Raw genomic sequence first — 18,813 nt, forward strand, 5'->3', positions numbered from 1 at the left:
GGCTGGCGGGGAGCGGCATGGCCGCTCCCTGGTCGTTCATTTGGCAATGAGCCTGGCTGGCTCAGGCGGCGACGGCTTGTACTTCCATGGCGGCATCGGCCGCCATCTCGATCAGCGCGCGCTTGTATTCGTTCGGGAAGACCTTCACGAACTTGCCGCGCGCCGCGGCCCAGTCGTCGAGCAGGACGCGGGCGCGGGTGCTGCCCGTGTGCTTGAAGTGACGCTCGATCAGGCGCTTGAGGATGACTTCGTCCGCTTCCGGCACGCCGTCGCGGTGCTGCGTGTGCCAGGCATCGCGGTCGACGTGCTGTTCCCCTGCCGACACGACCTTGTCCAGGCTGACCATGGCCGTGTTGCATTTGCTGGCAAAGTCACCGGCCGGGTCATACACATAGGCGATGCCGCCCGACATGCCGGCCGCGAAGTTGCGTCCCGTGTTGCCCAGCACCACCACCGTGCCGCCCGTCATGTATTCGCAACCATGGTCGCCCAGGCCCTCGACCACCGTGGTGGCGCCCGAGTTGCGCACGGCAAAGCGTTCGCCTGCCACGCCGTTGAAAAACGCTTCGCCGGCGATGGCGCCGTACAGCACCGTGTTGCCGATAATGATGTTGTCCACGGCCCAGCCGCGGAACTCGGTATTGGGCCGCACGATGATGCGTCCGCCCGACAAGCCCTTGCCGACGTAATCGTTGCCCTCGCCCACCAGGTCGATCGTGATGCCGTGCGCCAGGAAGGCGCAGGCCGACTGGCCCGCCGTGCCTTGCAGCTGGATGTGGATGGTGTCGTCCGGCAAGCCGGCGTGGCCGTATTTCTTTGCCACTTCGCCGGACAGCATGGTGCCCACCGTGCGGTTCAGGTTGCGCACGGGCGAGATGAAGGAAACGCGCTCGCCCTTTTCCAGCGCCGCGCGCGCTTGCGCGATCAGCTTGTGGTCGAGCGCCTTTTCCAGCGCATGGTCCTGGTTTTCCACGTGGCGGCAGGCTTGGCCATCCGGGGTTTCCGGCTTGTAGAAGATGGACGAGAAGTCCAGCCCTTGCGCCTTCCAGTGCGAAATCGCCTTCGATTTGTCGAGCAAGTCGACCCGGCCGATCAGCTCGTCATACGTGCGGATGCCCAGCTGCGCCATCAACTGGCGGGCTTCTTCGGCCACGAAGAAGAAGTAATTGACGACATACTCGGGTTTGCCCGAGAACTTGGCGCGCAGCACCGGATCTTGCGTGGCCACGCCCACCGGGCACGTATTCAAGTGGCATTTGCGCATCATGATGCAGCCTTCGACCACCAGCGGCGCCGTGGCGAAACCGATCTCGTCGGCGCCCAGCAGGGCGGCGATGACCACGTCGCGGCCCGTCTTCATCTGGCCATCGGCCTGCACGCGGATACGGCTGCGCAAACCGTTCAAGACCAGCGTCTGTTGCGTTTCGGCCAGACCCAGCTCCCACGGCGTACCCGCATGTTTCACGGACGACAATGGCGAGGCGCCCGTGCCGCCGTCGTGGCCGGCGACGACCACGTGGTCGGCCTTGGCCTTGGTGACGCCGGCGGCCACGGTGCCGATGCCCACTTCCGACACCAGTTTCACGGAAATCGAGGCGCGCGGATTGGCGTTCTTCAAGTCATGGATCAGCTGCGCCAGGTCTTCGATCGAATAAATGTCGTGGTGCGGCGGCGGCGAAATCAGGCCCACGCCCGGCACGGAGAAGCGCAGGCTGGCGATGTATTCGGACACCTTATGGCCCGGCAACTGGCCGCCTTCGCCCGGCTTCGCGCCCTGCGCCATCTTGATCTGGATCTGGTCGGCCGAATTCAGGTAAGCGGCCGTGACGCCGAAACGTCCCGACGCCACCTGCTTGATGCGCGAGCGCATGGAATCGCCTTCCTGCAGCGGAATATCGACGACGATCTGCTCGGCGCCCACGACGGAAGCCATGGTATCGCCCTGGCGGATCGGGATGCCCTTCAATTCCTGCGTGTAGCGGTTCGGATCTTCGCCGCCCTCGCCCGTATTCGACTTGCCGCCGATACGGTTCATGGCGACCGCAAGCGTTGCGTGCGCTTCCGTGCTGATGGACCCGAGCGACATGGCGCCCGTGGCGAAACGCTTGACGATTTCCTTGGCCGGTTCCACTTCATCGAGCGGGATCGCCTTGGTCGGGTCGAGCTTGAACTCGAACAGGCCGCGCAGGGTCAGGTGGCGACGGCTCTGGTCGTTGATGATTTGCGCATACTCCTTATAGCTGGAGAAATTGTTGCTGCGCGTGGAGTGCTGCAATTTCGCAATCGCGTCCGGCGTCCACATGTGGTCTTCGCCGCGCACGCGGAACGCATACTCGCCGCCCGCGTCGAGCTTATCGGCCAGCACGGGATCGTTGCCGAAGGCCAGCGCGTGCAGGCGCAGCGCTTCTTCCGCCACTTCAAACACGCCGATGCCTTCCACGTTCGAGGCCGTGCCCTTGAAGTATTTATCGACCAGCGACTTGTTCAGGCCGATGGCTTCGAAGATTTGCGCGCCGCAGTAGGACATGTAGGTCGAAATGCCCATCTTCGACATGACCTTCATCAAGCCTTTGCCGACCGCCTTGGTGTAGTTATAGATGGCTTTCTCGCCCGACAGGTCGCCCGGCAAGCCGTGCGCCATCTCGGCCAGGGTTTCCATGGCCAGATACGGGTGGACGGCTTCCGCGCCATAGCCGGCCAGCAAGGCGAAGTGGTGCGTTTCGCGGGCCGAGCCCGTTTCCACGACCAGGCCGGTGGACGCGCGCAAGCCCTTGCTCACCAGGTGCTGGTGCACGGTGGACGTGGCCAGCAGCGCGGGGATCGCCACCTGGTCGGCGCAGATGGCGCGGTCCGACACGATCAAAATATTGTGGCCTGACTTGACGGCATCGACGGCTTCCGCGCACAGCGAGGCCAGGCATGCTTCCACGCCTTCCTTGCCCCAGGCCAGCGGGTAGCAGATGTCCAGTTCGTACGACTTGAACTTGCCGCCCGTGTGGGCGCTGATGTTGCGCAGACGCGCCATGTCGTCAAAGCCCAGCACGGGCTGCGCCACTTCCAGGCGCATCGGCGGGTTGACGTTGTTGGTATCGAGCAAGTTCGGTTTCGGGCCGATGAAGGACACCAGCGACATCACCATCGCTTCGCGGATCGGGTCGATCGGCGGATTCGTCACTTGCGCGAACAATTGCTTGAAGTAGTTATACAGCGGCTTCAATTTGTTCGACATGACGGCCAACGGCGAGTCATTGCCCATCGAGCCCGTCGCCTCTTCGCCGGCCAGTGCCATCGGCGCCATGAGGAATTTCAAGTCTTCCTGCGTGTAGCCGAACGCCTGCTGGCGGTCCAGCAGCGATGGCTGGGCTTTTTCGCCCTGGGCGCGGTCCAGCTTCGCTTGTCCTTCGGCCAGCTTGATCTCGTCGAGCTTGATGCGCACCGAATTGATCCACGCCTTGTACGGCTTGGCGTTGGCGTAGGTGTTTTTCAGTTCCTGGTCGTCGATGATGCGGCCCGCTTCCAAGTCGATCAGGAACATTTTGCCAGGCTGCAAGCGCCATTTCTGGATGATCTTCGATTCGGGAATCGGCAGCACGCCCGATTCCGACGCCATCACCACCAGGTCGTCGTCCGTGACGATATAGCGCGCCGGACGCAAGCCATTGCGGTCCAGGGTGCCGCCGATATGGCGGCCGTCCGTGAATGCCATGGCGGCCGGGCCGTCCCACGGCTCCATCATGGCCGCGTGGTATTCATAGAAGGCGCGGCGGTTGTCATCCATCGTCGTGTGGTTTTCCCACGCTTCCGGAATCATCATCATCATGGCCTGGGCGATCGGGTAGCCGGCCATCAGCAGCAATTCCAGCGCATTGTCGAAGCACGCCGTGTCGGACTGGCCTTCATAGATCAGCGGGAACAGTTTCTGCAGATCGTCGCCCAGCACGGCCGACTTCATCACGCCTTCGCGCGCGCGCATCCAGTTGAAGTTGCCTTTCACCGTGTTGATCTCGCCGTTATGGGCGATCAGGCGGTACGGGTGGGCCAGCGGCCATTCCGGGAAGGTATTCGTCGAGAAACGCTGGTGCACCAGGGCCAGGGCCGAGATGCAGCGCGCATCCTGCAAGTCCTTGTAGTACACGCCCACCTGGTCGGCCAGCAGCAAGCCTTTATAGACGATGGTACGGGCCGACATCGACGGCACGAAGAATTCCTTGCCGTGCAGCAGTTTCAAGGCCTGGATGGCGTGGCCCGACGATTTGCGGATCACATACAGTTTGCGCTCGAGCGCGTCGGTGACCATGATGTCCGGGCCGCGGCCGATGAAGATCTGGCGGATGACGGGTTCCTTGGCGCGCACGGTGGGCGACATCGGCATGTCCGTATCGATGGGCACGTTGCGCCAGCCCAGCACGACCTGGCCCTCGATGCGCACGGCGCGTTCGATTTCCTGTTCGCAGGCGATGCGCGACGCGTGTTCCTTGGGCAGGAAGACCATGCCCACGCCGTATTCGCCAGGCGGCGGCAATTCCACGCCCTGCTTGGCCATTTCTTCGCGGTAGTACTGGTCGGGAATCTGGATCAGGATGCCGGCGCCATCGCCCATCAGCGCATCGGCGCCCACGGCGCCCCGGTGATCGAGGTTTTTCAGAATCAGCAAACCCTGTTCGACGATCGAATGGGTCTTGTTGCCCTTGATATGGGCGACGAAACCGACGCCGCAGGCATCGTGTTCATTGGCTGGGTCGTACAGGCCTTGCGCTTTCATGGGCTTCTCCGCTGCATATGACTATCGAAAAACTAGAGTAGTGCAACGCAACAAAAAACTCAACCAGAACAATTAGGGTCGGAGTCGAATTAAATTCGAATCTGTCGCCCTAAAAATTTAATAGGGACATAGTTAAAGCGATTTCAATAAAACGTCAAAAAGAAACCATTTTTTGTTTTAAATGCGAATGCTTTTCAATTGGAGGCGGACTCGGCCACGATTTTGCGGGGACGGCCCCGCTTGGCGGGCAGTACTTGCCGCTGCATTTTCTGCTCCAGCGCCTGCTTGAAAGCGTCGGAACCCAGGGGCCAGCCCTTCAAAACAGCCTGTTCCACGGTTTTCACCTGGCTGCTGCCCAGTCCCTGCTCGACCAGGCGCAGATACGCCGCCTCGCGGTCGAACGGCGTGTTGCCCAGCGCCCAGTACAGCGCATGGTCGGTGATGACGGCATCGGGCCGCACGCCCGCATGGTGGGCATAGCTGGACCAGCTGTAATCGAGCGCCTGGCCCGCCAGCCCCGTTTGCACGGGCACGCATTCGAGGTAGCGGCAGCAAGTGAGGAAGAAATTGTCGGGATCGATGACGGAAGTTTTGTAGCGTCCCTGCCACAACGCCCCTTCGCGGCCGTATTTCTGGTTGAAATACGGCACGTAATAGCGTCCCAGCCACTGCATCAGCTGTCCCAGACCCGTCGCATCGCTGGGCGTGGCCAATAAATGTAGCTGATCAGGCAATAAAACGTAGGCGTGGATGGCCACCTTGAACATTTTCGCGCCCGTTTTCAGCCAGGACAAAAATTGCGCGTAATCAAGCGCATCCTGGAACACGGGCTGGCGGTTACTGCCGCGCTGGATCACGTAATGGGGCAGTGCGGGAATGATGAGGCGGGGCAGACGGGCCATGGCAGAATCGGTAAAAAGAAGGCTAAGGCCTTGATTTTACACACTTGCGAGCGCAGGACGCGACTCTGACCCTGTTTTATTTGAAATCTTGAAAAAAGCGATTGACTCTGTCCCTTTTATGCAGCCACCCTCCGTGGGTGGCTGGCATCCGGGATCAGGACAAGTTGAAACTGGCCGACAGGCTGTAACCCTCGCCATACGCGCTGCGCAGGGGCAAGTCCTGGCCCAGGCCCGTCTTGGCTTTCTTGCGCAGCCGGTACACGAGCATGTCGACGCGGCGGCCTGCATCGGGGTCTTCGCCGCCCATGCCGGCCACGATGACGTCGCGCGGCACGGGGCGGGTGTTAATGGTCAACAGGTGCAGGAAGTTGAATTCCTTTTCCGTCAGGGCGATGACGGCGCCCATCAACTCAAGTTGGCGAGCGCTTACTTTCAAGGTCCACTTGCCTGGCTCCGGCACGGGATCTTGCGGCCCCACGCGGCGGTCGAGCGCTTCGATGTGGGCGGCCAGTTCGGGGAATTTGATGGGCTTGGTCAGATAGTGGTCGGCACCGAGGCGCAAGCCGAGGATGCGGCTGTCGAAAGCGACACGCCCCGTCAGCACCAGCACGCCGATTTGCGGATACAGCTGGCGCATGCGGGGGATGACGTTGAAGCCATCCTCATCGGGCAAGCCCAGGTCCAGCACGACTACGCCGACATTACCATGGCTCAACGCCGTCCACATCCCGCCAGCGGAGCTGGTGATATGAACTTCGTGTTCGAGCTCAACGAGAAACTCCGCCATGTCCTCGGCGTAGTCCAGATTGTCTTCGACGATCAGTATTTTCGTCATTGCTACGCCATTCTTCCGTTAGTGAGCTACCGTGGGCAAACCATGCCATTCACTTCTGCACCATGATGGACGGCACAATAGGTTTACGTCAAGGAATTATCACGGTTGGCTTCAGCGGAAGCAAGGCTTTTCCTTGTCTAGACAGGAAGCGGCAGCCAAATCCGGAAAAGCGCCCCGCCTTCGGGCAGATTATGCCCCTGCAAACTCCCCCCATGCACGTCCACCACGGCGCGCGCCATGTACAGTCCCAGGCCCGCACCGGCATGCGTCGCATCGGTTCCACGGAAACCTTTCTCGAACAGCTGCCCCAGTTCTTCTTCCCGCAAGCCGGGTCCCGCATCGCGCACGCACAGGGCCACGCCGCCCTCGGGCAGCAGCCTGGCGGACAAGCCGATGCTGCTGCCCGGCGGGCTGAACTTGACGGCGTTGTCGAGCAGGATTTTCAGGCACAGGGCCATGCCGGGCACGTCGCAGCGCAGCCTGGCCGGCAAGTCTTCGTCGAGTTCCAGTTGCACGCGGTGGCTGGCCGGCACGGTGGCGGCCGCCTGCTGCAGCAAGGCCAGCGGCGCGATGCCGTCGGCGGCCCGCTCGCGGCCGATGGCCGCCATGCGTTCGGGCGATAAATAGTCGGCTATCATGGCCAGCAAACGGTCGACGGCCGTCTGGATTTTCACGTAGCGCTTGCGCGTGGCCTCGTCGGCGTCTTGCGACGTCGAGACGAGGCGCTGGATGGCGCCGTCGATGGTGGCGAGCGGCGTGCGGAATTCGTGCGACAGCATCGAAGCGAAGCGCTTCTGCTCCTTTTCCCGTTCCGCTTCCTGCGCGTGGGCGGCGCTGACGTCGCGCACCGTGCCCACCACGGTGACGCCCCGCCCCGCCGCGGCGGGCACGATGGTCGAGCTGACTTCCAGCGCCAGAGGATGGCCGTCCGCATGCGCCAGCTCCACTTCGCGCAGCAGGGTCAGGCGGCTGGCGTCGCCGTCGCGCCAGCGCTGCAAGCGGGCCGGCACGTCGGCCGCGAGGCGCGCCGCGTGTTCGCGCAAGGCGGCCAGGTCGTAACCGGTCAGGCGTTGCGCGGCAGGGCTGATGTAGAGTAATTCGAGGGTCGTGGCATCGAGCAGGAAGGCCGCGTCGCGGCCATGCTCGGCCAGCAGGCGGAACTGCGCTTCGCCCGCCCGCGCGCGCAGCAGGGCGCGGCGCAACTGGACGAAGCGCAGCGCCATGAGGATGACGCCGGCAAGCAGCAGAAGGAGAAAGGGCAGCATGCGTTATACCTGGCAAGAAAGATTGCCAAGTATAAGCGTGCGGCAGCATTAATCTTCCAGCGGGGCGAAAATCTGCTGCAAGTCTTCCTGCGTGAGGGCCATCTTCTGCGACTCGCCTTCGGCCAGGATCGATTGCGCCAGCTCCGATTTCTTTTGCTGCAGCAGCTGGATTTTTTCTTCCAGGGTGCCCTTCGCAATCAATTTGTAGACGAACACGGGCTTGTCCTGGCCGATGCGCCAGGCGCGGTCCGTGGCCTGGTTTTCCGCCGCCGGATTCCACCACGGATCGTAGTGGATCACCGTGTCGGCCGCCGTCAGGTTCAAGCCCACGCCGCCCGCTTTCAGGCTGATCAGGAAGATGGGCACGGCGCCCTGCTGGAAGGCCGCCACCTGCGCGCCCCGGTCCTTCGTCTCCCCCGTCAGCAAGGCGTACGGGATGTCGCGCGATTCGAGTTCTTCCTCGATCAATTCCAGCATGCTGGTAAATTGCGAGAAGACGAGGATCTTGCGTCCTTCGTCGAGCAAGTCTTCCACCATCTGCATCAGGTCGAGCAGCTTGGCCGAACCGGCCGACTGCTTCTTCGCCGGCAGCGATTTCACCAGACGGGGGTCGCAGCACACCTGGCGCAGTTTCAGCAGCGCTTCGAGGATGACGATCTGGCTGCGCGCCACGCCCTTCTTGTCGATTTCTTCGCGTACTTTTTGATCCATCGCCAGGCGCACGGTTTCATACAGGTCGCGCTGCGGTCCCGTCAATTCCACCTTGCGCACCATTTCCGTCTTCGGCGGCAATTCCTTGGCCACATTGTCCTTCGTGCGGCGCAGCAGGAACGGTTTGATGCGGCGGTTCAGCAGCATGCGGCGCAGCGGATCGTCCTGGCGCTCGATCGGGTGGCGGAACTGGGTATTGAAGGTCTTCTCGTCGCCCAGCAAGCCCGGCAGCAGGAAGTGGAATTGCGACCACAGCTCGCCCAAATGATTTTCCAGCGGCGTGCCGGACAGGCACAGGCGATGGCGCGCGCGCAGCAGGCCCGCGCTTTGCGCCGCCTTGCTGCGCGTATTCTTGATGTAATGCGATTCGTCGAGGATGACCAGGTGGAAATCGTGCTCGCGCAAGGTTTCCTCGTCGCGCGGCAACAGCGCGTAGGTGGTCAGCACCAGGTCGCACTGGTCGATCTGGTCGAATTGCTGGGCGCGGTCCTTGCCTTGCAGCAGCAACACCTTCAGGCTGGGCGCGAACTTGGCCGCCTCGTCCTGCCAGTTGCCCATCAAGCTAGTCGGTGCGATGACGAGGGCCGGATGCGTGAGACGGCCCGCTTCCTTTTCCACCAGGATATGCGCCAGCGTCTGCACGGTTTTCCCGAGGCCCATGTCATCGGCGAGGATGCCCGCCAGGTCATGGTCGCGCAGGAATTGCATCCACGCCAGGCCGTCGGCCTGGTAGTCGCGCAGGGTCGCCTGCAAGCCCGCGGGTGCCGCCACTTTTTGCACGGAACCGAACTGGCTCAGCTTGCGGCCCATGGCGCGCAGCTGCTCGCCGCCCGTCCACTGCATCTCCAGGCCGCGCGCCAGCTCTTCCAGGCGCGCCGCGTCCAGGGTCGACATGCGCACGGCATGCCTGATCTTGTCGCTGAAATACAGTTCCCCCAGGGTATTCAGGATCGGACGCACGCGGCCCCACGGCAGGGCGACGCGCGTGCCGTCCGGCAAGGTCGCCAGCATCTGGTCATCGTCCGCATGCGCTTCGATGACTTTCGGGTTGAAATCGTTGGGCGCGTTGCGGATCAGCTGCACCAGCACGGGCAGCAGCGGCACGCGCTCGTGGTTGACGACGATGCCCAGCTCCAGCTCGAACCAGGCGTTGCCGCTGTCCGGGTCCTGGTCGTCGATCTCCGCGTACCAGTCGCCCACGTCGCTCACGTCGTAGCGGTACTTGGCCGTCTTTTCCACGATCCAGCCCTGTTCCAGCAAAGCGTCGATGCCGGACTCGGCAAAACGCAGCCATTCCGCCTGGGAAGGCAGCAGCAAGGCGCCCTTCAAGCCGCTCAAGGGGGCCGAGCCCGGCTTCTTGAATTGCAGCTCGGCCAATGTCGCCAGCGCGCGCGCTTCATCGACCGTATTTCTCTGGATAATTTCCGTCACCTCGCCCACTTGCCGCACCACGCGCTGCGACGGGTCGAACGAGACTCTTTCGCCATCGTAGTCGTAGGACAGCACGGCGAAATCGCTCCAGCGCTGCAGGCTGCCATCGGCCAGCATGGCGCTGTCCAGCAGCAACACCGGTTGCGCCGGCACGTCCTTGCGCAAGCGCTGCGGCAACGGTTGCGGCAGCGGCATCAAATGCTGCAAGCCCTGCGCCAGCAGCAGTTGCGACACGCGCACCTTGTCGTTCGCATTCAACGGCGGCGCCTGCGCCACCAGCGCCTGCAGGTCGGCCAGGGAAATGTCGGAGCCGCCCTGGTTCAGTTCCAGCACGCCGCACGACAGGTTGTCGATGTACCACGGCGGATCGGTGGGCAGCATATAGTCGATCTGGTCGGCGCCGTGGTGCTTCGCGCCTTCCGGCGGGTCCACTTGCCAGCCCAGGCGCATGGTCTTGCCTTCGTCGCGCCAGAACAGGCGCGCGGGACGCACGGGACCTTCCTTCAACGGGTACACGAGGCCATTGCCCACGTCGGCCCAGGAATTGGCCCACAACAATTTGTCCTGCTCGGCCAGCATTTTCAGCAGGGCCGCGCCCACCTTGCCCTTCGGCTCCGTGGCGCTGCCCGTCTGCGAATTCTGCCCGCTGCGCATGGCCACGAAGAAGCGCACGAGGTCTTCGTCGGCCGGCGTCAAGAACGTGGGCGGCGCCGACAGCAGGGAAAAGATTTCGCTGATGGGAGACGCCGCCGCCACGTCGCCGTTCGGCCGCAGCCGCGCCTTGTACAGGCACAGGGCCACGTGGCGGCCGCCGCTGGTGGGCGCCAGCACGTAGATCAGGCGGTGCTGGTTGAGTTTGGGATCGGGCTCGGCAATCGTCAGCACGGCCTTCGGATGGGCGGCAGCCTCCACCCGCTGCAGCCAGGTGGCGACGGCATACGGCAAAGGCGCTCCCGGCGCGCTGGCCGGGGCAACTGGGGTTTCACTGGTTTCGTCGCGGGTAAAATCCATGGGGCGCATTTTTGTGTAAAGGTCGTATCCAAATCGGCAACAGGCAATATTATCCGCCATACAGGCCTTGCTGGCTTGATTCACACACGCTCTTTGAGCAGTTTTAATGCGCGATGCCTAAAAAATAAGTATTTAATACGACACTTGGGACCCGCCAGCGGCAAAAAAGGCCCGTCGCGGGCCTTTTTTCGACGCCTGTGGAGGGCTTATCAGGCCGGCACAGTTTCTTCTTCGGCCACGCTGGCGGCCTCGACTACCGGTGCCGTGCTCGTATCGGCCGGCGTAAAGTTGCGCAAAAACAAGAAGAACTGGCCCATCATCTGCGTCCACAGTTGCAGATTGATATCCAGGTACTCCTTGCTGACGCCGCCGGCGACCAGCACATCCATCTCCAGCACGACGAAATCGCCATGCTGGGCCACGCGGGCAAAACGCTTGCTGCGGTGCCATTCGGCCAGCAAGCCGGCCGGCAAGTCGCCGCCCTGCACGCGCAGCGGGCAGCTCAAGGTCAGGTCCGCATATTGGCCAGGCGCGGCTTCATTACCCCACAGCACCTGGAAACCGATGCCATGGCTGGCGCTGTGCAGGCGCACGACACCGTCGTGTTCAATGCTGGTCACGGCGCAGCCGGCCGCCTTGATGGCCTCGGCCGTTTGTTCAGCATTCAGGGTGGTCAGCAAGTTGTTGGTGTGTTCCATCGTCATTCCATTCATTTCAAAAAGATTATTGAGGTGCCGGCGCGGGCGCGGCCGGCGTGTCACTTGTTTGACGTGCATCAAAGCGGCCCTGGTATAGCTGGTCGCCGTACTGCTGCGCGATTTGCTCGAGTTTGACCCGGCTTTGCGCGGCGAACGGCTGGCGCGCTTTCATGACGTCCAGCACGTCGAGGCTTTCATACGCTTGCAGGATCTCTTGCCCCGTTGCATACAGCTGGGCATTCTTGCTTTCGCAGCGCGCCAGGGCACCGCGCTGCGCCGCCACTTCGCCATCGAGGCGCGCACGTTCCGCTTCGATCCGCTTGCCCGTGGCGGCCAGCTGTTCGCCGGCCTGACGGTACTGCGCCAGATTCGCGGTGGCCTCCTGTGCGGCAGCCGCGCTGCGCTGCTGCTCGGCGGCCAGCCTTTCCCGTTGCGCGCGCTCCTGCACCAGCTGCGACTGGCTGTGCGCCAGCTCCTTTTTCAAGCCATCGCTGGCAGGCGCCGCAGCGGCGGGCGCCGCCTTGGCGGCAGGCACGCCCTTGGCTTTCAGCGCTTCCAGTTCGCCGCGCGTCTGCTGCAATTGCGCCGTGACATTGCGCAGCTCGGCGCGCAAACGCTCTTCCATGCTTTGCCCCTTTTGTCCCTGCGCCTGGGCGGCACCACCGGCCAGCAGCATCAGCAGCAGAACCGGCAAGCGCGTTTTGTTGAATATCAACATCATGGCTCCTTAAAAACGCGCGTTCAATTCGATTTGCAGGGTGTCGATCGACAGTGCCGAACCGAACACTTCGCGGCTCGACGTCCAGCGGCCATTGAGCCAGGTATTCTTGTCGAGCGCATACGCGCCGCCCAGGTAATAGCCGCGCGCATTCGTGCCGCCCAGGTGGAAGGTGGAATCGTTGTAGGCGTCAGGCAAGGCATCCGGTTCGATGCGCTTGTAGCCAAGCAGCACGTTCCAGTCGCCGCGCGCCGCCGGGTTCGCCTTGCCCAAGGTTGCCTGCAGCATGTAGGCATTGCCGCCGCTCCTGAAATCGGCTTGCGAGACGCCGCCCGTGCCGCCGAAGTTGTTCATGATGCCGCCCTTGGCGCGCGCCCACATGGCGTTCTTGTCGTAGGCCATGTTGCGCACATAATCGCCTTCGATGCGCAAGTCCGTGCCGCCCGCGACCTTGCTATCCCAGCGCGCATTCAGGTTGGCCAGGCGGAATTTCGACGCCAGGCCCACGAATTGCGGCTGCGGCGTATTCGCCGGGTCCAGCGGGTTCAGGGCGATATTGCGCAGCAACATCAAGCTATTGCCCTTTTGCATGCTCGATGGACGCGACCAGTCCGTGCTGCAGCCATCGGCGCCCGCGTACAGCGCGCACGGCTGCGAATACTCGCCGCTGATGTTGCGGAAGTTGTAGTAGGCCACGGCACCGCGCAATTGATGGTCGCTATTGATCTTCCACGAGGCGCCCACTTGCGCGCCGAGCAGCCATTTGTTTTCGCTCGACATTTTTGCCTGGCTGCGGCTAGGCGCATTGTCGGACGAATATTCGAGCGGAATCAGGCCCAGGGTGCCGAACACGGTGACGTCCTTGCTCTCGCCAACGGGCTGCTGCACCTTGGCGGCGATGCCGTCGAAATTGAGTTCGCTGGAAAACAGTTCGTCGCCGGACACGAACGGATTGTCGAAACGGCCCGCCGTCAGTTTCAGCCACGAAGCAGGCTGGTAGGACAGCCAGGCCTGGTCCAGCCAGATGTTTTTCTTGCCCAGGCCGCCACCAAGGGTTTGCGTGGTGGACACCGGGCTGTCGTCATTGCCGCTGGCCAGGCGGATGCCCGCTTGCGTGGTGTCGGAAATGTCGGCCAGGATGCCGAGGCGGGCGCGGGCGCGCAGCAAGTGCTTGCGGTCTTCGCGCGTGTTCAGCAGCGCCGGCAGGGCCAGGTTGGTGTTCGAATTGACGTCGTAGCCGCTGCCGCTGTTGAGCGAGCGCCAGTCGATCTCGATATTGCTGTTAGCCATGTCGTAATAGCGCGATTCGTAGCGCGCGCGCACGTCACCTTCCAGGCGGATGCGCTTGGTCCAGGCCGGCGTTTCATTCGGCGCCGCCCAGCCGCCCGCCTTGGCCTCGGCCATGACCTGGCCCTTGATCTCGTCGCGGATCTGCTCGCGCACGGTTTGCGAAATGTAGGGCACGCGCACGTCGCCCGGCTGCACCTGCGCCAGGGCGGCCGGCGCGGCGGCCGGACGCGCTTGCGCGGCGGCCAGCGCTTCGCTTTGCGCCTGCGCCAGCAAGGCTTCGCCGGCATCCTTGTTCAGGGCGCCGCTCTGGATCAGGCCGCGGATCAGCTTGACCATGGTGCTGTCGGCCGGTGCCTGCGCTTGCACGGCGCCCGCCGCCATGCTCAGGGCCAGGGCGGCCAGCGCCAGCGGAAGGCGGCGCGCACGCTGTGGGGAAGAAAATAAGGAATTCATTGTTTCTTTCGATAAAAATTAAAATGAATGTGGGCACTACGGCCGGCGGCCCTTGATCGATACTCGCGCGGGAAAACGCAGGGACGCCGGCGGCCGCTCATCGGCGCGGAAGTCGCGCACCATGGCCAGCACTTGCTCATCCGTCTGCGCATTGCCCGTGCCTTGCACAAGGTGGACCTTCGACGTCCGGCCTTCCGTATCGAGCCATAGGTCGACGCGGATGTCGGCAAACGCCAGCTGGCGCGTGCGCGGGTCGCGGGCGAACGCCAGCTGCAGCGCGTTGGCCACATAGCGGCCGTACGATCCCGCACCGAGTCCGCCGCCACCGCCGCCGCCCGTCATGCCGCCGCCGCGCCCGGCCTGGATGCCGAACGCGTCGCTGCCGGCCTGCGCCGCGCCGTCGATGGTGACGGGGTCGCCCTTGTCCGGCGACGGGCTTTCCGGCGCGTCATCCATGGGCTTGTCGGCCGGCGTCGGTTCCGGCTCGGACACTTCCGGCACGACCTTGTCGGGTGTCGGTTCCGGCAATTTTTCCGGTTCCGGCGGCGGCGGTGGCGGCGGTGGCAGCATCAGCATCGGCGGGGCCGCCACTTCGCGCTTGGTGGCCGCCGTGTCCGACAGCAAATACCAGACCAGCGCGGCCAGCGCACCGGCCAGCAGCGCGCCGCCGGCCACGCCGCCCCAGCGGCGCCACCACTGCGCTGCGCCCGACGGTTCCGAGGCAGCCATCTTCATCATGTCGTCACGCTTCAACTTGCGCTCCTCATGCCGGCTTGCCGGTCACCAGACCCACCTGGTTCAGGTCTATGCGGCGCAGCAAGTCCAGCACTTCGACCACTTTCGCGTATTGCACGGCGGCGTCGCCGCGCACGATCACGGGGAAGTCGGGCGTCAGGGCTTTTTCCGTGCGCAAGCGCTCTTCCAGCTCGGGCAGGGTGACGGGATAGGCATCGAGGAAGACCTGGCCCGCATTGTCAATGGTGATGGCCTTGGTCTTCGGCTTTTCCAGCGCCATGGCCGAGCTGGCCTTGGGCAGGTCGACCTTGATGCCAGGAATGCTGGCGTTGCTGGTCAGAATGAAAATCACCAGCACCACCAGCAGCACGTCGACGAAGGGCGTGATGTTGATGCCGCCGCTACGCTTGCGGGGGGTAAACTTGGCGGAGGTGGCCATGGTTATGCGCCCCTCACGCCTGCTGCAGCACGGGACGCATCTGGCGTCCGTCGCCCTGCTCTTCAGCCAGGCGCGTGGCAAATTCATCGACGAAGACGGCCATGTCGGCGACGATGGCGTCCGAACGCGACGACAGCCAGTTGTAGCCGAACAGCGCGGGAATCGCCACGCCCAGGCCAGCAGCCGTACACAGCAGCGCTGCCGCCATGCCCGGCGCCACCGAGTTGATGTCCACGGCGCCGGCCATGGCCGCCACGACGAACACCAGCATGATGCCGATCACGGTACCGAACAGGCCGACGTACGGCGCGCCTTCGATGGTGGTCGACAGCCAGATCATGCGTTTCGACATGCGCTCGCTTTCGCGCACCATCACGCCATCCATGGCGGCGCGGATGGCGCCGATGGTCGCGTTCGACACGGCGTTCAGATCGTAGCCGCGGTCGTGGCGGCGGCGCATCTCGTCGATGGCCACGTCATACAGGCGCCACAGCGAGGAATCCGTCTTCACGGAAGCGCTCAGCTTGCCGTTGCGCGCCAGGTGGTCGAGCGGCGCGCCGGCCGCTTCGTGGAACGATTGCATGAATTGCGCATTGGCGCGCGAGATGGCGCCATAGCTGCGGCCCTTGCCGATCATGATGATCCACGACAAGACCATCATCAGGCCCAGCACGCCGACGACGATCCAGGCGTCGAGCGGCATGGCGGCGATGATGAAGCCGAAATGGCTTTTGCCGGCCTGCTGTTCGTCGGCGCCAAACACGGCCAGGCGCGATTCGGAACCTTGCGAAACGGCGTCGGCCAGCAGCAGGGCGTCGGGACGGGCCGTGCGCGACAGGCGCAGCTCGTCGATGGCGCCCGTGAAGTTGGCCAGGGCGGCGGCGCCGGCGGCGACCGGCGGCGCATCGGCGCCCACCGAAGCGGCCGTCGTAAAGGCCGGCAGGGCGGTGGCCAGCGAGACGGCCGGACGGCCGCCCACGTACAGAGCCACGTTGGCTTTATCGGCCTTGACGGCCAGGTGCGACCATTGCGCTGCCTGGATCGGCTGGCCCGGCTTGCTGCGCTGGCCGTTGACCTGCACGAAGGGCACGCCCTGGTCCACGCCGATCAGCAATTCATTGGCGCCGTCGCGGCGCGCGTACAGCACTTGCTGGGCGCCCAGGCTGTCCGGACGCACCCAGGCGGAAAAAGTGAACGGCGCGCCGGCGGCCAGCGCCAGCGAAGGCGAGGCGGGCAGCATCAATGGCGTCGTGCCCAGGCGGGCGCCGGCGCCGATGACGGCACCGTCGAGCGCCGGCACGGCCGTCTGGGCATGGTTGCCGTAGGCGGTGCTGTCGCGCGAGGGCACGCCAGGCTCGCTGAAGTGGTACACGAGGCTGTAATCGGGATCAAACGTACGCTGGCCATTGCCGGAGGCGGGCGCCTTCGGATTGCCGTAGTACATCCACAGCTGCTGCGGCGTACCGGCCGTCAGGGCCGGCACGTCGACCCAGATCAGGGCGATGCCCAGCAGCGGATTGAACTGTTCGATCTGGTGGTTCAGCACCGTTTTATCGTCGCCCGCCACGAAGCGCAGGTCGGCGCCGTTGTCGCTGACGCCTTCGAAGTTGAAGTTACCCGAATGCAAGCGCAGCAGCACGGGGATGCGGCCGGGATCGCCGCCGACGGCGCCCGCCTTCGGGCCGGCATCGACGGTGACGGGTTTGCGGTAAGCCCAGTCGGGCTGCCACCAGGCATGCGCCAGGCCGGGAACAAGCGTGCCCAGGATCGTGAGCAGAAAAAGAAAACGTTGCATGACAGTGATTCTCCGAAGAAAAGTCTAAAAAAGTGCAGTGCTGTTGAGCTGGCCCGTCAGTAGCTGGCCGACAGGTTGAAATTGATGCGGCGCACGTGTTTGTGCGTGCGCGGGCCATCGCGCAACGGATACGAAAAATCGATGCGGCCATTCAGGTAGCGCAGGAACTGGAAGCTGCTGCCCACGCCCACGGACGCCAGGCCGAACAGGTCTTTCTGCTCGATCATCGGATCGCGCAGGCGCAGGCGCGCGCCATCGGCAAAGGCGAATAAACGCCAGTTTTCCAGGCGGCTGAAATACGTCAGCTGGGGCGTGCGCCATTCGACGGTGCCGGACACGCCGTAGTCGCCCGTCGCTTCGGCCGACAGGTAGCCGCGCACGGAATTGGCGCCGCCGGCGGCCATCTGCTCGCCCGACACGAGCGCCGCATCGGCCAGCTGGCCCGACATGCGCCCATGCAGCTGCGCGCCGCTGCCCAGGGTATAGGTGGCGTTGCCGTCGCCCTTGAGTACGAGGAAGCTGGGCGAGGCCTTGTAGCGCTTGTTGTCGTAGGCGGCGCTGTCGCTGCCATAGCCGAACGCGGCGCGCGTGCCGGCCACCAGGGACAGGCCCAGGCCATACGTCGCCGCCTCCGTCTGCGCAAAGCCGTTATACGACACGCTCAGCGGCACATACTTCAGGGGAACGCTGCTGCCCGTGCCATTGAGCTTGAGCGCTTCCTGGTTATCCTTGAAGTCGATGCCGGCAGAAAAACTGTGCCACCAGATGCCGCTGTTGGGCACCGTGTAGTTGAGCTTCATGCCCAGCGCATGGCCCTTGCCCAGCACGCTGGTGCCGCCCGTGCTGGCCACGTTGCTGTTCGACTGGTAGCCCGTCGCTTCCACGCTCCAGCCCTGCGTGCCGATGGGCGCCACGTACGAGGCGGACCACACCTTGGTCTGGTTCAGGTCGCCCGGCGTGCCGAAAAAGCTGATGGTGGCGCTATGCCCCATCTGCCACAGATTGTCGTGGCCGACCGACATGCTGGTGCGCAGCTTCTTCGTGTCGGCGCTGTAATCGTTGTTCAGGCCCACGCTGGCGCGCCACGGGCTGCTGTCGTCCACTTTCAGGTCCACGTCCATGGTGCCGGGCAGGCTGCCCTGCTTGACCAGCGGCATCACCTGGCGCTTGGGACCGCGGTTCAGGGCCGTCAGCTCCACTTGCGCCTGGGTAAAATCGGGCACCGTGCCTTCCGTCAGGGCCGGTACTTGCTGGCGCACGTCGAGAGGCGAGTTGTATTGCGCGCCGACCACGCGCAGGCGGCCCACCTTGGTTTCGCTCACCTGCAGCACCACCACGCCCTGCTCCACCTGCTGCTCCGGCAAGTCCACATAGACGGACTGGTAGCCCCGGGCTTGATATGCCGCAACGAGGGCGTCGCGCGCCCCTTCCACGTCCTTCAGGGTGCGGCCCGGCCCCAGGAAGGGCGTGACCGCCGCTTCGATGGCGCGGGCGTCGAGCACGGTATTGCCGCGCACCAGGTATTCCTCGATCGTCACTTGCCGTTCCGGCGCGGCCACGGCAGCGGCCGCCGGGACCGCGTCCTGCGCGCGCGCCATGCCGGGCAGCGCCAGCATGGCCAGGCACAGCATCGTCAAGGCGGTCGCGGGTGCCGCGGGTGCTGCCCCCTTGCCCTGTTTTCTCATCTCACGCATCTTCCATTCACCTTAAAATCAAACGGTTGCCCTGTGTTGCGGCGCTGGGCCGGCGTTTTTTTGCTGCTAATGCT

12 protein-coding genes are annotated in these 18,813 nt (G+C 64.0%); all 12 read right to left on the reverse strand.

Features of this window, described 5'->3' with window-relative positions:
• Positions 1-61: 61 nt before the first annotated feature.
• A complete protein-coding gene (locus ACQ4WQ_RS26940) occupies positions 62-4,762 on the reverse strand; it encodes a glutamate synthase-related protein (RefSeq protein ID WP_436501251.1) in 4,701 nt (1,566 codons plus the stop codon).
• 194 nt (positions 4,763-4,956) lie between these two features.
• Positions 4,957-5,664, reverse strand: a complete 708-nt coding sequence (locus ACQ4WQ_RS26945) for a transposase (RefSeq protein ID WP_436501253.1) — start codon at positions 5,662-5,664, stop codon at positions 4,957-4,959.
• Between the two features lie 154 nt (positions 5,665-5,818).
• Positions 5,819-6,499: a response regulator transcription factor gene (locus tag ACQ4WQ_RS26950; RefSeq protein ID WP_034753797.1), complete on the reverse strand. Its 681-nt coding sequence runs from the start codon at positions 6,497-6,499 to the stop codon at positions 5,819-5,821.
• 137 nt (positions 6,500-6,636) lie between these two features.
• Entirely contained in the window at positions 6,637-7,764 is a 1,128-nt protein-coding gene (locus ACQ4WQ_RS26955) for a PAS domain-containing sensor histidine kinase (protein ID WP_436501255.1), read from the reverse strand.
• A gap of 48 nt (positions 7,765-7,812) precedes the next feature.
• Positions 7,813-10,917: a DEAD/DEAH box helicase gene (locus tag ACQ4WQ_RS26960; protein WP_436501257.1), complete on the reverse strand. Its 3,105-nt coding sequence runs from the start codon at positions 10,915-10,917 to the stop codon at positions 7,813-7,815.
• A gap of 209 nt (positions 10,918-11,126) precedes the next feature.
• Entirely contained in the window at positions 11,127-11,615 is a 489-nt protein-coding gene (locus ACQ4WQ_RS26965) for a YbjN domain-containing protein (RefSeq protein WP_326459550.1), read from the reverse strand.
• 25 nt (positions 11,616-11,640) lie between these two features.
• Positions 11,641-12,336 carry a hypothetical protein gene (locus ACQ4WQ_RS26970; RefSeq protein ID WP_436501259.1) on the reverse strand — a complete coding sequence of 232 codons (696 nt, stop codon included), beginning with the start codon at positions 12,334-12,336 and terminating at the stop codon, positions 11,641-11,643.
• 6 nt (positions 12,337-12,342) lie between these two features.
• The gene (locus tag ACQ4WQ_RS26975; RefSeq protein ID WP_436501261.1) at positions 12,343-14,076 is read right to left on the reverse strand and encodes a putative porin; all 1,734 of its coding nucleotides are present in this window, start codon (positions 14,074-14,076) and stop codon (positions 12,343-12,345) included.
• Positions 14,077-14,112: 36 nt separating this feature from the next.
• Positions 14,113-14,829, reverse strand: coding sequence for an energy transducer TonB (locus ACQ4WQ_RS26980; protein ID WP_436501263.1), 717 nt, complete (start codon positions 14,827-14,829; stop codon positions 14,113-14,115).
• A gap of 10 nt (positions 14,830-14,839) precedes the next feature.
• Positions 14,840-15,250, reverse strand: coding sequence for an ExbD/TolR family protein (locus tag ACQ4WQ_RS26985; RefSeq protein ID WP_034753784.1), 411 nt, complete (start codon positions 15,248-15,250; stop codon positions 14,840-14,842).
• Between the two features lie 13 nt (positions 15,251-15,263).
• Complete coding sequence (locus tag ACQ4WQ_RS26990; protein WP_436501265.1) at positions 15,264-17,045, reverse strand: DUF2341 domain-containing protein; 1,782 nt, start codon at positions 17,043-17,045, stop codon at positions 15,264-15,266.
• Positions 17,046-17,101: 56 nt separating this feature from the next.
• Positions 17,102-18,739 (reverse strand): ShlB/FhaC/HecB family hemolysin secretion/activation protein, encoded by a 1,638-nt coding sequence (locus ACQ4WQ_RS26995; protein WP_436501267.1) that lies wholly within the window; start codon positions 18,737-18,739, stop codon positions 17,102-17,104.
• Positions 18,740-18,813 lie beyond the last annotated feature (74 nt).

The organism is Janthinobacterium goodfellowi, from assembly GCF_051380695.1.
Lineage (GTDB): Bacteria > Pseudomonadota > Gammaproteobacteria > Burkholderiales > Burkholderiaceae_D > Janthinobacterium.

Excerpts from the sequence above, each read along its gene's own strand:
- ACQ4WQ_RS26990 (WP_436501265.1), bottom strand. The coding sequence starts at position 17,045 with ATGCAACGTTTTCTTTTTCTGCTCACGATCCTGGGCACGCTTGTTCCC.
- ACQ4WQ_RS26960 (WP_436501257.1), bottom strand. The coding sequence starts at position 10,917 with ATGGATTTTACCCGCGACGAAACCAGTGAAACCCCAGTTGCCCCGGCC.
- ACQ4WQ_RS26975 (WP_436501261.1), bottom strand. The coding sequence starts at position 14,076 with ATGAATTCCTTATTTTCTTCCCCACAGCGTGCGCGCCGCCTTCCGCTG.
- ACQ4WQ_RS26945 (WP_436501253.1), bottom strand. The coding sequence starts at position 5,664 with ATGGCCCGTCTGCCCCGCCTCATCATTCCCGCACTGCCCCATTACGTG.
- ACQ4WQ_RS26995 (WP_436501267.1), bottom strand. The coding sequence starts at position 18,739 with ATGCGTGAGATGAGAAAACAGGGCAAGGGGGCAGCACCCGCGGCACCC.
- ACQ4WQ_RS26950 (WP_034753797.1), bottom strand. The coding sequence starts at position 6,499 with ATGACGAAAATACTGATCGTCGAAGACAATCTGGACTACGCCGAGGAC.
- ACQ4WQ_RS26970 (WP_436501259.1), bottom strand. The coding sequence starts at position 12,336 with ATGATGTTGATATTCAACAAAACGCGCTTGCCGGTTCTGCTGCTGATG.
- ACQ4WQ_RS26940 (WP_436501251.1), bottom strand. The coding sequence starts at position 4,762 with ATGAAAGCGCAAGGCCTGTACGACCCAGCCAATGAACACGATGCCTGC.
- ACQ4WQ_RS26955 (WP_436501255.1), bottom strand. The coding sequence starts at position 7,764 with ATGCTGCCCTTTCTCCTTCTGCTGCTTGCCGGCGTCATCCTCATGGCG.
- ACQ4WQ_RS26985 (WP_034753784.1), bottom strand. The coding sequence starts at position 15,250 with ATGGCCACCTCCGCCAAGTTTACCCCCCGCAAGCGTAGCGGCGGCATC.
- ACQ4WQ_RS26965 (WP_326459550.1), bottom strand. The coding sequence starts at position 11,615 with ATGGAACACACCAACAACTTGCTGACCACCCTGAATGCTGAACAAACG.